This is a genomic window from Rhodospirillaceae bacterium (assembly GCA_018660465.1).
GTDB lineage: Bacteria > Pseudomonadota > Alphaproteobacteria > Rhodospirillales > JABJKH01 > JABJKH01.
The window spans coordinates 1-13,941 of record JABJKH010000119.1 but is presented as its reverse complement, the minus strand read 5'-3'; the positions used below and the strand labels follow the sequence as shown (position 1 = coordinate 13,941).

Sequence of the window (13,941 nt, the reverse complement as noted above, 5' to 3'; positions counted from 1 at the left end):
CCTTACATCTTACCAATTTCCACCCTATACTTCCTCGTCACATGCGTGTGTGTTCGGGATACAGGGGAATTTCCACGTGTCTAGGCCTTCGATCAACGGCGATTTCTCCATGTCTGCGTTTTGGGCTGGGCTGACTTGTTTTGTTTGGTATGCGTTTGGAGCTTTGCCGCTGCATGTCGCGGTATCGGTGCAATTGGGATTGACCGCGGCTGAGACATCAAGCTGGGTTTTTATTGTCTGGTTCACAGGCGCAGTGACGTCGATCTTCCTCAGCATAAAGTATCGCCAGCCCATTCCCATCACCTGGACCATCCCTGGAATGATTTATATCGGCACCCTGGCAGGGCAATATAGCTTTGCTGAAATCTTGGGGGCCAATTTGGTTGCCGGGATTGCCATTACCTTTCTTGGTATCTACGGATTTGGGCAGCGGATCATGACGTGGATGCCGTTGCCGATCATCATGGGAATGTTTGCCGGCAGTATTCTGATCTATGTCACGCGCATGGTCGAAGCGACGGTGACCGATGCGTCGGTTGCCGGATTAACTGTTGCGGCGTATCTGGTGGGGCGTGGGCTCAAGAATCCAAAGCTGCCACCGATGGGGCTCGCCGTGGTTATTGGCGGAATTGCCGCTTGGCTATGGGGGGATATTAAGGCGGCTGCTGTACCGTTCGAATTGCCGAATGTGGAACTTTATGCGTTGTCATTTAACCCGTCAGCCATGATCGCCGTTAGCCTACCGCTGATCATCCTCACCATGGGGCTTGGCAATATACAGGGCTTGGGGTTCTTGGTGGCGCAAGGCTACAAGGTACCGGTGACTCAGGTCACTGTGGCTGTTGGCATTAACTCCATGATCAATGCGTTGTTCGGCGGGCATCCAGGAACTGTGGCCCGTGCGGGGGCGGCGATTGTTGCCAGCGAAGATGCCGGGCCGATGGAGAAACGGTATTGTGCAAATCTGGTCGCGTCAGGATTGGTAATATTCATGGCATTGTCGGCGAGTTCTGTTGCTGCCTTGGTAGGAATTTTACCGAAGTCGTTCGTTTTTGCCTTGGCCGGGTTGGCGATTTTTACATCTTTACAGGGGGCCGTTGAAAAAGCCTTTCAGGGTAAGCTCGCGTTTGGTGCCTTGGTCGCCTTTGCGGTCTCTGCGACGCCTTTCGCGGTGGCTGGGATCACCTCTGCCGTGTGGGCAATTGTTGCGGGGATCGGAGCGTCCTTGATTGCAGAGCGCGAAGATTTACTTCTGTACTGGAAGGGTTCAGACCCAGAATCGCCCTGACGCGCCAAACACTGACGTTACCAACCCGAGCACCAGATTAACCGCGATGATCAGCCGAATGGTGTTTAGCCGAGCTGCCGCTTCTGGCCATTCCTCGGCGGCGACGTGGCGCTTAAATACCTGGAAGGGCCCGGCGTAGATATAGAGAAAAAGCCCGATCATGATCCACCCGGTGATTTGCATGGTGGTGATGTGGGACCCGACGTTTTCAAACCCGCCGAAATCCAGATAAATCTGCGCATACCCGCTCATTGGCAACAACGCCGCGGCCAGTGCGACCCAGGCGAAGAATCTTTCAAACACACGGTTCAGCAGTTTCAGCCGCTCTGGTCCCTCCATTTGGTCAACCGCCGGCCGCAAGACCAAGTAGGCAAAAAACATACCGCCGACCCAAACAATGGCGGCAAGAACGTGAATGGGTGCTGCGAGAGCTGAAACGTTGGGCATGGCAAGGCGTCTCCCAATTAAGTTGCTTGAATTTATTATGCAATATCTGAGACTTAGAGAAAAGCCCCCTGACCCTTTCATAGGGTTTAGTGAAATCTAAATTGGGGGACCTTGACCATGACCACGATCAAAATTATCAGCGCACTTTTCGCCACTGCCATGTTGTTTCAAACGGCTTCAGTCGAAGCCGCAGATACCCGCGTTGGCGGCGTTCGGGTTTCTGAGAATGGAGCCGGGGAGTACCGTCGAGACAACAGAGCGCGCGCCCGAAAACCTTGGGAACTAGATCGCCCGCGTTACAGGGAACGCCATCATGGACGTTCCCATCGGTCGTCTTCAAACAATAACAAAGGGTTCGAGCATACGATTTCATCCGAATACACTTATTGTAGACGCAAACAATTCGGGCGCGGGGCAGAAAGCTGCGGCCTTCGTGTTTGGGTGGATATAAAGACGGACGAGCAAAGGTCTTTTCGGGCAAATGTTTCCTGCACCGTACAGATTGAAATGACCTATGAAGGTGATCGTGTATTTACCCGAACGACTTGGCATGACCTTGATAAGACGGCGTGGATGTATGATGGCTCGGGGTATGTATATATGAGAAAAAGAATCTACGGCGAACGAATGCACGAGCGCCTCATTGACGCCGATGTCGTGCGTACGAGTTGCAGTGTTTACCGAGCGTAAACGGAAAACCGGTCAGGCTTACATTACATCGCCGCTGACGGGGTTGTAAAAATGGACGTTTGAATCGGTTTTCTTTTTATCTTTCTTGGACTTCTTACTGCCATACATGCGCATATCAGCGGTTTTGACCAATTCGTTGATGTCGGAGGTATCGTTTGGAAAGACCGACGCCCCGACGCTGGCGGCAACGGAAACCATCTTTCCGTCAATCTCATAAGGCTTGCTGGAGATCGCTTGCTCTATATTTTGTGCAATTTGTTGAACGCGCTCAGGTTTATCGACGCGGACTAGAACCGCCGCGAACTCATCACCGCCCAGCCGTGCGACCACGTCACTTTCTCTGGTTTGATCTACGATACGTTCCGAGATTGACTTCAAAACTTAGTCCCCAGCAACGTGTCCGTGCGTATCGTTGATCTCCTTGAAATCATCGATGTCGATGTACAGCACGCCGAGGTTTTCGTCCGAGCGTTTGGCTTGTAAGGCCGCCATCTGAAGGTTTTCTTCGAACAGCACGCGATTGCCCAAGCCGGTCAGGGAATCTTTCAGAGCAGAGGTCTGAAGCTCGACCTCTTTGTATTTGCGATACAGCGCATAAGAAATGCACTTCGCAAGCTCAAATTCATCAAACTTGGCTTTTATGAGGTAATCCATCGCGCCCAACTGAAGCGCCTCAAACGCGGTTTGACGTTTGGTATTCATCGTCAGGAACACGAAAGCGGTCAGTAGATTTTTATCTTTGAGGCCGTTGAGCACGTCAAAGCCCGTGCCGCCATCGGTTAAGAAATAATCCAGAAAGCAAACATCGAAAAAGGACCCCCGTAAAAGATCAATAGCTTCCGCAGCGCTTTCCGTTCTTTTGATGCCACGATTGGTTGGACACACGCTAGCAATCATCGTTTCCAAATAATTGGCGTAGTCTGCGTCATCCTCAACAATGAGGAAGCGCAACGTAGGGCCGCTTTCGCCACCGATTGCCATCATCGCATACCACCTTCTGGCCCCAAAATTTTTGGAGCAACGAGATACAAAAAAAAATTAATTTATCACAGAGACCGATACTCCCCTTTTATCCGTCTCTAAGATTCATCAAGAACTATAACACACAAGTTATGGGGTTGTTATGATAATACAATGTTTTTTATTTGATTTTAATCGATCAACCCTTTAGGTCACTGACTAACAACGATTTTTTTGTGTGAATTTGTAGGTTGGTCATTGGAAATGGAAAATTTTACGCCTTTTGAGGCGATATTAGGTGGCGTTTTAATTGGACTTTCGTCGGTAATATTGTTGTGGGGTAATGGTCGAATTGCGGGAGTCAGCGGCATTATGGGCGGCATTCTTTCGCGCGATATCGGTTCCGTAACCTGGCGCATTTTATTTGCGATGGGATTGATCGCTGGCGTGTTTATCTATCGCTCTGCTGGGGGCGCGCTGCAAGACATTGAGATCACGTCGTCGTTGCTGTTCCTGTTGGCGGGCGGTGGCTTGGTCGGATTTGGTAGCAGTCTTGGCAGTGGCTGCACCAGTGGTCACGGCGTGTGTGGCCTTGGGCGGCGTTCGGGCCGGTCCTTAGCCGCGACCATGACGTTTATGGGGGTCGCAGGCATTACGGTCTATGTGACCCGTCATTTGATGGGAGCCGCGTTATGAGCCGTCTACTAGTAGCAGCAGTTGCAGGCCTTATCTTCGGACTGGGGCTTGCCGTGTCAGAAATGGTCAATCCGCAAAAGGTTTTGGGGTTTCTGGATGTTGCCGGAAATTGGGACCCCAGCCTCGCCTTGGTCATGGGCGGTGCATTGCTAGTGACAGGCGGAACGTTCGGTTTCATCCTGAAACGTCCAGGGCCTTTGTTTGATGTCAGCTTTCATGTGCCAACGCGGCACGACATTGACGCAAAACTATTGCTGGGCGCGGGAATCTTCGGCCTTGGCTGGGGCATCGTCGGGTTATGCCCGGGGCCAGCTATTGCGGGGCTGGCTTACGGCCACATGGGCTCTGTCTGGTTTGTGTTGGCGATGTTCGGCGGGTTTGCGTTACACCGCGCCTACAATCACTTCTTTTGAATGACAAAAGTGAAGACGCCATCCGCTTCAGTTTCACTGACAAGCTCGTTTCCGGTTGAGCGGCAGAACGCTGCAAAGTCAGCAACGGCACCGGGATCGGTCGCCAGAACCTTAATGTCCTCTCCAGCGCTCATTCCTTTTAGTGCTTTTTTTGTTTTTACGATGGGAAGCGGGCAGTTCATTCCTTGGGTATCAAGTTCGATGGTCATCAAGTAGGCTCCAATTTATTTTGGTTGCGCCCTTTCGGTAATGCGAGGGGCTAAAAATTTTTCTGCCGAGCAGTCTATTATATTATAACTTTCGCATAAACAGATTTCTTAAGGCCTAAATGCGGGACTGGTAGTGATCTTAAACATCGCTAGAATAAGTTCTGTAAAGTCTACGAAAGTGGGAGGCGACAGTGCCGATAATTTTGACCGAGGCTCCATCATCTGGAGTGCTGTTGCTGCGGTTTAACAATCCGGAAAAACTTAACACCCTGAACCAGGAAATGCGGGACGAATTGATGCGCCTGTTGGATGCGGCGGCGGCGGACGATGATGTGCGTGCGGTGGTTATGACCGGGGACGAAAAGGCCTTCATCGCGGGCGCTGACCTGAAGGCCTTTGCTGCGGCTGACGTAGCCGAAATCAGATCCTGGAACCATGAGAAATTTTGGCATGACCTTGGTGTGTTTCCAAAGCCCCTGATTGCTGCGGTCAATGGCTATGCCTTGGGCGGCGGGTGTGAGGTCATGCTGTGTTCCGATATTATCATTATGGGCGAAGGCGTAAAGATCGGCCTGCCGGAAATTACCTTGGGTTTCATGCCGGGTGGGGGCGCGTCCCAGCGCCTGCCTCGTGCCGTCGGTAAATATCGCGCCATGCAGATGATCCTGACCGGGGCCCGTATTGGCGCTGCAGATGCCCTGGAGATGGAATTGGCCAGCGAGGTGGTGGCTGATGACGCGGTATTAAGCCGCGCTCTTGAGGTCGCCGAGACCGTCGCGGCCATGCCCCCCTTAGCGACCAAAAAGGTCAAGCAGGCGGTGCTGATGAGCCAGGAAGAGCCGTTTTCCGACGCGATGAAGCAAGAGCGGGAACTGTTTTATGAACTGATGGCGACGGAAGACCGGGCAGAAGGCATCCAAGCCTTCTTCGATAAGCGCAAACCTGTGTTCAAGGGGAAATAGGCGGGTGTTTGATCCGGACTCTCCAGGCCTGACAGTCGGCGTAATTGGTGCTGGCACCATGGGGCGCGGCATTGCGCAAGTCTGTGCCGTCGCTGGATACGCCGTGATGATGCACGATAGTTTTTCGGATGTGGCCCAAGAAGGCTTTGAATTCATTCAGAAAATTTTGGCTCGGTCGGTTGAGAAGGGACGTATCAGTGGCGACGCAGCGGACGAAGCCGTGGCGCGAATTAGCATCGTGGACAGGCTGGAAGACATGGCGGGCTGTGGGTTGGTGATCGAAGCTGCTGCCGAAATCCCTGATGTAAAGAAAGACCTTTTTCGGGCGCTTGATGAGATCGTTTCTGAAGATGCCGTGCTGGCCACCAACACATCATCGCTCTCCGTCACAGAAATCGCTGCCGCCACGCGTTTGCCGGAACGGGTCGTTGGCCTGCATTTCTTCAATCCACCACCACTTATGGCGCTCGTTGAATTAATATATTCAATTAAGAACGAACTTCAACTAATTGATAATATAGAAAAATTTGTTGAAAAAATTGGAAAAATACCCATTCGGATCAAGGATTCGCCTGGATTCGTCGTCAATCATGTGGGGCGCGCGCTGGCGACGGAGGCGTTTGCGATATTAAGCGAAGGTGTCGCGGAACCTGTTGATATCGACCGAATTCTCCGCGATTCCGCAGGGTTCAAGATGGGGCCATTTGAGCTGTTGGACCTCACCGGGTTGGATATTTCCCATCCAGTGACCGAACAAATATTCGCACAGTTCTACAACGATCCCTTCTATCGACCCTCAGAAATTGCCGAAGCCCGGGTTGCAGGCGGCGTGACAGGCAGAAAATCAAGGGCGGGATTTTATGAGTATCAGGACGGGAAGGCCGTTGTTCCTTCGGAGGCGGCTCCCCCTGAAGTCAAAGACGTTGATATTTGGCTCGATCCAAATGCGCCGGATCATTTGGGCAAAGTTCTTAGCGATGCCGGCGCGAACTTGATTGAGGCTTTTGATCCGCCCGCCACAGCCGTATGCGTGGTCACTCCTATTGGCTGCGATGCGACGACGGCGGCAGTAGAACTGAATTTAGACCCCAAGCGCACAGTCGCTGTTGATACCTTTATCGGCTCTGACACGCGCTGGACGGTGATGACGACGCCCCTGACGGACCCGTCGGCACGGGATGCGGTCTGGGCGTTGTTGGCGTCAGATGGCGCCCCGGTAACGTTAATTTCTGACAGTGCGGGCTTCGTCACCCAACGGGTGATCGCGATGGTGGTCAATCTTGGCTGCCAAGTCGCGGCCAAGGGGATCGCTGCGCCTGAAGATATTGATACCGCCGTAAAGCTCGGCCTGAATTACCCGCTTGGGCCATTGGAGTGGGGCGATCAGGTGGGGCCGGAGGTCGTGCTCGATATTCTGGATGATATGTTCGACTTCACCCATGATCCCCGATATCGTGCCAGCCCCTGGCTGCGCCGGCGGGTCTTGCTTGGTGTATCCTTGCTAACGCCTAATTCTTTGCCTAAATCTTGACGGAGTCCTTACCATGAGCCAAAGAACCACCCTCATCGCCGGGGCAACTCGGGGCATTGGTCGTGCGGTTTCTGATTTGTGTCATGAGAGAGGGGACATTGTTGTAGGTATCGCCCGGAGTGCGGCACCCAAGGATTTCCCTGGGGAATGTTTTCAGGCGGACCTTATGGATGACGCCTCAACCGCAGCGGCTCTTGGTGAAATCACCAAAAAATTCCAAGTCGATCATATGGTCTACAACGCCGGCATCGCCAATCCGCAATTGATCGAAGACGTCGACTTGGAAACCTTTCGCCAGACCCTCCAGATCAACCTGACCGCCTGTGTGCAGGTCGCCCAAGCAGTCCTGCCGGGGATGCGCGAACGCGGCTATGGGCGACTTGTGGGGATTTCCAGTCGGGCGGCACTCGGTCGTGTGACCCGCACCGGTTATTCAGCTGCTAAATCTGCCATGACGGGCATGTTCAGGTCCTGGGCGCTGGAATTGGCCGACGAAGGCGTGACGGCGAATGTTATTGCCCCTGGAGTGACGGCAACAGAAATGCTGAAATTCAACAACCCGGACTTAGAGGTTATGGCGCAAACGGTGCCGATGGGGCGCTTGGCGGAGCCGCGTGAAATCGCCAATGCAATTGGTTTTTTTGCTTCCGAGGAAGCTTCATTCATTACTGGCCAGACGCTGTTTGTGTGCGGCGGTGCCAGTATTACAAGCGTAAAAGTATAAGCATCACCAGCGTGAAAGTATAAATTACATGACGGATCATCTTTTCTCGCCGATTTCCCTCGGTAATGTGGGCGGCAATCTCGACCTTCCCAATCGCATCATGGTCGCCCCCATGTGCCAATACAGTTCCAACGAAGGTGTCGCCACCGAATGGCACGTGGCGCACGGGGTTTCCATGGCCTTGTCCGGGGCAGGCTTGTTTGTGATGGAGGCGACAGGTGTCAACCTGCAAGGCCGCATCACGCCGCAGTGCCTAGGTCTGTTCGATGACGAATCCCAAGACGCCATTGGTCGCGTGGTCAGTGCGGTTCGGGAATACTCTGACACCAAAATCGGCATTCAAATTGGTCACGCCGGGCGCAAGGCGTCGACATATCGCCCCTGGGAACATGGCCGCGGTCCGATCTTTGAGGCCGATGGTGGCTGGGCCACGGTGGCACCTTCCGCCATTCCCTTCGCTGATAAGTGGCCCGTGCCCAAGGCCCTGACTCAAGACGAAATGGCGGCGATCAAACAAGATTTCATCAACACGACGAAGCGCGCAGCCGAACTCGATTTCGATTACTTGGAAATCCATAGTGCCCATGGCTATCTGCTCAGCACCTTCTTGTCGTCGCACAGCAACCAGCGGGACGACGAATATGGCGGCGACCTTGAAAGCCGCATGCGTTACCCGCTCGAAGTTATCAGTGCTGTCCGCGCAGCCTGGCCTGCCGACAAGCCCTTGGGTGTAAAATTTAACGGCACCAACTTCACCGACGATGGCTGGGGAGCCGACGAAGACGTGATCTATGCCAACGCTCTCAAGGAAGCCGGGGTATCTTTGGTGACGCTTTCAGGTGGTGGTGTGGACTCGGGCGCAAAGATCGACATCCGCCCCGGCTATCAGCTTGAATTTGCAACCGCCGTCAAAGCCAACTCTACCATGACGGCAGCCAGTGTCGGTATGATCTACGACCCTAAACAAGCCGACAGCATCATCCGTAACGGAGAAGCCGACATGGTCTCCCTCGCGCGCGCCTTCCTGTTCAACCCAAGATGGGGTCTGCACGCAGCGCAAGTATTGGGTGTAGAGATGGATTGGCCCGTGCAGTATGAGCGGGGGTCTACGAAGTTGTGGGCACCTGGGGCGGAGAGTGTTGCTGGGGTGGGGTAGGTAAGCACAACATCCGATAAAGCCGAGCCTAACCATGAAAAAAAGCTGGAAAGGTATACTCCTTGTCTCCTTAGGAATCGTTTTAGTGCCATGGTATCTTGGCGACTTCGAATTTGTGGGGATGGGATATTGGGTGCAGGCGGCGTTGGCTTTGGTGCTGGGTGCTGTGATTGTCAGTCCGTTGGTAAATTTAGCTGAGCGTCGGCTTGGCGGCGGGCTGGCGGCGTTGGTCGCACTGATGGTGCTGCCGGAAACCGTATTATTTTTCCATTTTATTCTCTTTCCCCGCATCACAGCATTGTTAACGATGTGATTTAAAAATACTTTTCTCGTTTTGATGGTGGAGTGAATTCTTAAGGCAGATTCCTTAATTTATTTATTACTTTAGGCTTGCTTATCTATATTACTTTAGGTTATTCAGATTATGTTCAGTGTGCCATTTTTCCTTATAAAGTTTGATGGCAAATTTATAATGTTATTAAAACTTATTACGCTTAGATGACTCATAGCGAAAATAAAAATTCGAGTCGATTATTTGGTTTGGCTGCGCTGCTGGTCGGGCTAATCGCGATATTTGACTTTTCCTTGCCGCTTGGTGTTGCCGGTGGGGTTCCGTACGTCCTTTTGGTTCTATTGGGCGGTTGGTTTCCAAAACCTAAACATATCATTGTACTAGCAATCGTCGGTTCTATCATGACGGTTTTCGGATATTTGTTCTCTCCATCGGGCGGCATAAGTTGGGTTGTGCTGACCAATCGTGGGTTGGCACTGTTCGTCATATGGACGACGGCATTATTGCTGATCAGGCAGAAACAAGACCAAGCGGTTTTGGGGGTAAGTGAGGCGCGTTTCCGTTCGCTGATAGATTGTTCAAGTCAAGGTATTCTCGTTCATCGAAATTATAAGCCGCTGTATGCCAACCAAGCATTGGCGAGTATGTATGATTTCGCGGAGAGTGATGAAATTCTGTCTCTTGACTCAACCGAAGTATTGACCAGTCCAGAATTCAACATTGGCGATCATAATCGGGTGCTGGCGGGAGATGGCGTTAGCTGGGACAAGGAAGTCAGGGGCCGGCGGAGAGATGGTTCAGAGTTTTGGGAAATTCGCCGTTCGTTCGTTATTGATTGGGGCGGCGAGCCTGCGGTTTGTTCAATCAGGGCAGATATTTCAGAGCGCAAGCGTGCCGAAGAAGCGCTCCGTAAATCCCATGTTGAATTGGAGGGGCGGGTTAAAGAACGGACCGACGAACTTCGCGCGCAACTTATTAAGGGCAATATCGCTGAACTGCGTGTGAGGGAAGCGAGAGACCACCTGAACCTTTTGCTCGACAGCATGGCTGAAGGCGTTGTTACAATCGACGCTAAGGGAGATGTTGAGTACGTCAATCCCGTCATAGAGGAAATGTTTGGCTATTCGTTTAAGGAGTTAGAGGGAAAAAATATTTCAATATTAATGCCTAAGCCGTATCACGCGGATCATGACAATTACATTTCCAATTTTCTAAAATCAGGGAAGCCAAAAATCATCGGTGGATACCGGGAAGTTAGCGGAAAGAAAAAAGACGGATCAGTTTTTCCTTTGGACTTATCGGTTAACGAATTCATCGACGTTGGCGTCGTCAAATTCATCGGAACACTTCATGATCTAACCACCCGCAAGCAGACCGAACAGGCACTAACCGAAGCGAGAAAAGATGCCGAAGATGCCAGCCGTGTAAAATCGGAATTTTTGGCCAACATGAGCCATGAATTACGCACCCCGATGAATGCTATTTTGGGGTTTGGGCAATTGATGATGAATATGCCGAAAGAACGCTTGGCGGAAAAGCAAGATGATTACCTTCGAAATATCCTCGACAGTGGCAATCATCTGCTGCAACTCATCAACGATATCCTTGATATTTCGGCCATCGAAGCTGGCAAGCTGGAAATGCACGAAGAAGAGGTCATGGTGATCCCTGTTGTGGAAGAAATGGTGACGCTAATTCAAACCCGCGCTGATTCGGGCAAGGTGAATGTGTCGTATGAGATTGACGAAAGTCTGTTCGCCATTCGAGCCGATTCTCGTCGCTTTAAGCAAATCCTCCTGAACTTGCTTTCCAACGCGGTAAAATTCACGCCGGAGAACGGCGATGTATCGATTTCGTGCCATCAGGACAAGGCTGAAGGTATCAGGTTTGTGGTGTCTGATACGGGGCTGGGCATGACCCCGGCGGGAATCAAGAAGGCACTTGAACCCTTTGGGCAGGCAAAGTCCTCTTTAGTGCGGAAGCAAGAGGGCACCGGATTGGGGCTCCCCTTATCAAAGCAGCTTGTGGAAATTCATGGCGGAACCCTTGATATTGAAAGCATCCCGCAAGAGGGAACAACGGTAACAGTTCAGTTCCCCTTGGAGCGAATCGTCAGCCCTCACTAAACCACTTGCCAACCTCACGCCATTGGAATTCGCCGCGAACAGGTTCATACTTCCCCATCGCAACGAGAGCCACCTTTTGAGTGGGGAGGTCTGGAATTGCCTAAAGATATCGGTGTTCATAAATTTTATACGTCAAAGGTGAAGTCGCTTTTGGGGACGTTTGTTTATGGTTTTGTTGCTTTTGCAGCTCTCGGGTTTTCGGGAAAAGACGGATTTGATCCTTCGTGGGGCATGCTGTTCGGTTTAATTTTTGCCCTTGTTTTCGGCGCTGGGATGATCCGATCTGTTTTGCTTTTAATAAAGTTTTCTCCGGTGTTCATCATCGATGACGAAGGCATTATCGATAATATATCAGGGCTTAGGGCCGGACGGGTGACGTGGGATGATATTGACAGAATTGATCTCGACATAAATAGAATTGGATTGGCGGACTATAGCACGCTCGAAATTTTTCCAAAGAATTTGGAAGCCCTCATCGCCAATCGAAGGAGAAGCGCACCCTTCATTAAAAAAATATTTTTTTGGCTCGACAGTTCCTCAATTTCGCTTAGCGGCTTTGAGATGAAGGGAAAGCTTAAAAATATCGCAGATGTTCTTAATCAAGGCTTGGCATCATAGATTTCAGGTTTATACCAGAAGGTCACCACGATGAGGACGCCATGAAAATCACCGCTCTCAATTCACCGTTCGTCGGAGAAGTCACGGGAATTGACTTGTGCGAGCCAGTTGACGCGGAGACTCAAGCCGAAATAATTGCTGGCATGGACACCCATGGCGCGCTGGTTTTTCGTGATCAGGCCTTGGATGATGACGCGCAGATGCGGTTTAGCGAGCTGTTTGGACCATTGGAGACATCGCGCCGGGCGCATCGCTTGGACTACCCAGTCCGGCTTGATATTCATATGTCGGATATCTCCAACCTGGATGAAACCGGCAAGATTTTGGAACCGAATGACTATCGCTTGATGAGCAGTCTGGCCAATCGTTTATGGCACACAGACAGCAGTTTCAAGCGCGTTCCCGCCCGCTATTCCTTGTTGTCCGCCCGCACCTTGCCAAGCAAGGGCGGCGAAACCGAACTGGCTGACATGCGGGCGGCCTATGATGATCTGTCAGAGGGTCGCAAGGCGGAGATCGAAGACTATATTTGTGAGCATTCAATCTTTAACTCTCGCGCCATTTTGGGGTTTACGAACTTCACCAAGGAAGAACACGAAGGCTTGCCGCCGGTGCCGCAGGTATTGGTACGCACCCATCCCGGCTCAAAGCGCAAAAGCCTGTACTTAGCATCCCATGCCGGCAGCATTCAGGGCCTACCAGTTCCCGAAGCGAAGATTTTGCTGCTTGATTTGATGGAGCACGCGACGCAACGGAAATACGTCTATACCCACCATTGGCTACAAGGCGATGTGCTGATGTGGGACAACCGCTGCACCATGCACAGAGGGCGCTGGCACGAACCGACAGATATCCGCGACATGCGCCGCACCACAGTTTCGGATGAAGTGTCGACGGTCGCCTAGTAGCGCTATGTTCAGAGCGTTGATAAGACCTTAAGCAATCGGTCCCAGGTTCTGGTGGGGGTCTTGTAATTTACGCCAATACTCACACCGTCTGAACGAGCGACAGTGCCTTTGATCTTCAGGTTGGTCATGCCGTGTTTAAGGGGGATGAAAATATAAACGGTTATGGGTTCGCCGAGCGCAAACTTGTTCGCCATATCCCCTAACAGAACGCCAGTTGAAGAAACGTTCAGCAACACGCATTCCATGCCGTCGACTTCAGCCGTCAATGTCGGCAGTTCATAGCGTTCAGCCGCGCGTTTATTATCACTCATATAGATTGGCCTTGATTATATACTACGCCCCCGAAATACCGAGTTTAGGATGTCTTTAATATCGCAGTCACGACTAAATAAAATTTTGTCTTCAAATTCGTCATTTAACAATTAAATTATTGCTCGTCTATATGGCACGTGAGAAGTTGGTGCAGTGCTGGGCAGGAGCCTCAACCGGGACTTTTTGCATTGATTTCCACAATTTTATTCAAAGATAGTCGTGGGAAAGCGCGTTTCGACTAATCCGATCTAAGAAGGTTGATTGATGACTATTCGACTGTTTGAACCTGTGACGATGCGAGGCCTGACCTTGCCCAACCGAATTGTCGTTGAACCGATGACTCAATTTTCCGCCGACGAAGGTGTGGCCGGCGATTGGCATATTATGCATCTCGGGCAGTTCGCGGTCTCTGGGGCCGGCATGGTGTTTACCGAATCATGTTATGTGGAGGCGATTGCCCGCAACAATCCAGCAAGTTTGGCGCTGTACACCGACGCGCAAGAGGCTGCGATTGGCCGAATATGCAAGTTCTTCCATGAAAACAGCGCTGGCGCATTTGGCGTGCAGCTATGTCATGGCGGGCGCAAGGCTTCGTCGCGACCGCATTGG

18 protein-coding genes are annotated in these 13,941 nt (G+C 51.7%); 13 read left to right on the top strand and 5 right to left on the bottom strand.

The features are described from left to right. The first annotated feature begins 76 nt into the window (after positions 1–76). A complete protein-coding gene (locus HOM51_19790) occupies positions 77–1,288 on the top strand; it encodes a hypothetical protein (protein MBT5036760.1) in 1,212 nt (403 codons plus the stop codon). On the opposite strand, the gene HOM51_19785 is transcribed toward HOM51_19790, so the two are convergent. Next, positions 1,268–1,735, bottom strand: coding sequence for a hypothetical protein (locus HOM51_19785; protein MBT5036759.1), 468 nt, complete (start codon positions 1,733–1,735; stop codon positions 1,268–1,270). The two genes, HOM51_19790 and HOM51_19785, sit on opposite strands and share 21 nt — an antisense overlap. Before the next feature lie 117 nt (positions 1,736–1,852). Here HOM51_19785 and HOM51_19780 point away from each other — a divergent pair, with 117 nt between their 5' ends. Further along, positions 1,853–2,425: a hypothetical protein gene (locus HOM51_19780; protein MBT5036758.1), complete on the top strand. Its 573-nt coding sequence runs from the start codon at positions 1,853–1,855 to the stop codon at positions 2,423–2,425. 18 nt (positions 2,426–2,443) lie between these two features. Here HOM51_19780 and HOM51_19775 read toward each other — a convergent pair whose 3' ends face one another. Both HOM51_19775 and HOM51_19770 read right to left on the bottom strand, forming a co-directional pair. Further along, positions 2,444–2,803, bottom strand: a complete 360-nt coding sequence (locus tag HOM51_19775; GenBank protein MBT5036757.1) for a GGDEF domain-containing protein — start codon at positions 2,801–2,803, stop codon at positions 2,444–2,446. Positions 2,804–2,806: 3 nt separating this feature from the next. Further along, positions 2,807–3,409 carry a diguanylate cyclase gene (locus HOM51_19770; GenBank protein MBT5036756.1) on the bottom strand — a complete coding sequence of 201 codons (603 nt, stop codon included), beginning with the start codon at positions 3,407–3,409 and terminating at the stop codon, positions 2,807–2,809. A 240-nt stretch (positions 3,410–3,649) separates the two neighbouring features. Here HOM51_19770 and HOM51_19765 point away from each other — a divergent pair, with 240 nt between their 5' ends. Together HOM51_19765 and HOM51_19760 are read left to right on the top strand one after the other, a co-directional pair. Further along, on the top strand, positions 3,650–4,081 hold the full coding sequence (locus HOM51_19765; protein ID MBT5036755.1) for a YeeE/YedE family protein: 432 nt from the start codon (positions 3,650–3,652) through the stop codon (positions 4,079–4,081). Further along, the gene (locus HOM51_19760) at positions 4,078–4,494 is read left to right on the top strand and encodes a YeeE/YedE family protein (protein MBT5036754.1); all 417 of its coding nucleotides are present in this window, start codon (positions 4,078–4,080) and stop codon (positions 4,492–4,494) included. The genes HOM51_19765 and HOM51_19760 overlap by 4 nt, the downstream gene beginning before the upstream one ends. Here HOM51_19760 and HOM51_19755 read toward each other — a convergent pair. After that, a complete protein-coding gene (locus HOM51_19755; GenBank protein MBT5036753.1) occupies positions 4,482–4,703 on the bottom strand; it encodes a sulfurtransferase TusA family protein in 222 nt (73 codons plus the stop codon). The two genes, HOM51_19760 and HOM51_19755, sit on opposite strands and share 13 nt — an antisense overlap. 191 nt (positions 4,704–4,894) lie before the next feature. Between HOM51_19755 and HOM51_19750 the strand changes: the two genes are divergently transcribed. The 8 genes from HOM51_19750 to HOM51_19715 all read left to right on the top strand — a co-directional run bounded on the left by HOM51_19750 (position 4,895) and on the right by HOM51_19715 (position 13,017). Continuing rightward, positions 4,895–5,665 carry an enoyl-CoA hydratase gene (locus HOM51_19750; GenBank protein ID MBT5036752.1) on the top strand — a complete coding sequence of 257 codons (771 nt, stop codon included), beginning with the start codon at positions 4,895–4,897 and terminating at the stop codon, positions 5,663–5,665. 58 nt (positions 5,666–5,723) lie between these two features. Further along, positions 5,724–7,196: a 3-hydroxyacyl-CoA dehydrogenase gene (locus HOM51_19745; GenBank protein MBT5036751.1), complete on the top strand. Its 1,473-nt coding sequence runs from the start codon at positions 5,724–5,726 to the stop codon at positions 7,194–7,196. A gap of 13 nt (positions 7,197–7,209) precedes the next feature. After that, positions 7,210–7,920, top strand: a complete 711-nt coding sequence (locus HOM51_19740) for an SDR family oxidoreductase (protein MBT5036750.1) — start codon at positions 7,210–7,212, stop codon at positions 7,918–7,920. Positions 7,921–7,948: 28 nt separating this feature from the next. Further along, the gene (locus HOM51_19735; protein MBT5036749.1) at positions 7,949–9,076 is read left to right on the top strand and encodes an NADH:flavin oxidoreductase/NADH oxidase; all 1,128 of its coding nucleotides are present in this window, start codon (positions 7,949–7,951) and stop codon (positions 9,074–9,076) included. An 85-nt stretch (positions 9,077–9,161) separates the two neighbouring features. Beyond that, positions 9,162–9,389, top strand: a complete 228-nt coding sequence (locus tag HOM51_19730) for a hypothetical protein (protein MBT5036748.1) — start codon at positions 9,162–9,164, stop codon at positions 9,387–9,389. 227 nt (positions 9,390–9,616) lie between these two features. After that, positions 9,617–11,494 (top strand): PAS domain S-box protein, encoded by a 1,878-nt coding sequence (locus HOM51_19725; protein ID MBT5036747.1) that lies wholly within the window; start codon positions 9,617–9,619, stop codon positions 11,492–11,494. A 96-nt stretch (positions 11,495–11,590) separates the two neighbouring features. Next, on the top strand, positions 11,591–12,112 hold the full coding sequence (locus HOM51_19720) for a hypothetical protein (protein ID MBT5036746.1): 522 nt from the start codon (positions 11,591–11,593) through the stop codon (positions 12,110–12,112). 41 nt (positions 12,113–12,153) lie between these two features. Then, positions 12,154–13,017 carry a TauD/TfdA family dioxygenase gene (locus HOM51_19715; GenBank protein ID MBT5036745.1) on the top strand — a complete coding sequence of 288 codons (864 nt, stop codon included), beginning with the start codon at positions 12,154–12,156 and terminating at the stop codon, positions 13,015–13,017. An 11-nt stretch (positions 13,018–13,028) separates the two neighbouring features. Here HOM51_19715 and HOM51_19710 read toward each other — a convergent pair whose 3' ends face one another. Next, a complete protein-coding gene (locus HOM51_19710; protein ID MBT5036744.1) occupies positions 13,029–13,331 on the bottom strand; it encodes a PilZ domain-containing protein in 303 nt (100 codons plus the stop codon). 265 nt (positions 13,332–13,596) lie between these two features. On the opposite strand from HOM51_19710, the gene HOM51_19705 reads away from it, so the two are divergent. Next, a partial coding sequence (locus tag HOM51_19705) for a hypothetical protein (GenBank protein MBT5036743.1) occupies positions 13,597–13,941 on the top strand: 345 nt, incomplete at its 3' end.

What these genes read in the sequence shown, in the direction of transcription:
- HOM51_19785 (MBT5036759.1), bottom strand. Translation starts at nt 1,735, where the DNA reads ATGCCCAACGTTTCAGCTCTCGCAGCACCCATTCACGTTCTTGCCGCC.
- HOM51_19780 (MBT5036758.1), top strand. Translation starts at nt 1,853, where the DNA reads ATGACCACGATCAAAATTATCAGCGCACTTTTCGCCACTGCCATGTTG.
- HOM51_19770 (MBT5036756.1), bottom strand. Translation starts at nt 3,409, where the DNA reads ATGATGGCAATCGGTGGCGAAAGCGGCCCTACGTTGCGCTTCCTCATT.
- HOM51_19765 (MBT5036755.1), top strand. Translation starts at nt 3,650, where the DNA reads ATGGAAAATTTTACGCCTTTTGAGGCGATATTAGGTGGCGTTTTAATT.
- HOM51_19760 (MBT5036754.1), top strand. Translation starts at nt 4,078, where the DNA reads ATGAGCCGTCTACTAGTAGCAGCAGTTGCAGGCCTTATCTTCGGACTG.
- HOM51_19755 (MBT5036753.1), bottom strand. Translation starts at nt 4,703, where the DNA reads ATGACCATCGAACTTGATACCCAAGGAATGAACTGCCCGCTTCCCATC.
- HOM51_19745 (MBT5036751.1), top strand. Translation starts at nt 5,724, where the DNA reads ATGGGGCGCGGCATTGCGCAAGTCTGTGCCGTCGCTGGATACGCCGTG.
- HOM51_19740 (MBT5036750.1), top strand. Translation starts at nt 7,210, where the DNA reads ATGAGCCAAAGAACCACCCTCATCGCCGGGGCAACTCGGGGCATTGGT.
- HOM51_19735 (MBT5036749.1), top strand. Translation starts at nt 7,949, where the DNA reads ATGACGGATCATCTTTTCTCGCCGATTTCCCTCGGTAATGTGGGCGGC.
- HOM51_19715 (MBT5036745.1), top strand. Translation starts at nt 12,154, where the DNA reads ATGAAAATCACCGCTCTCAATTCACCGTTCGTCGGAGAAGTCACGGGA.
- HOM51_19710 (MBT5036744.1), bottom strand. Translation starts at nt 13,331, where the DNA reads ATGAGTGATAATAAACGCGCGGCTGAACGCTATGAACTGCCGACATTG.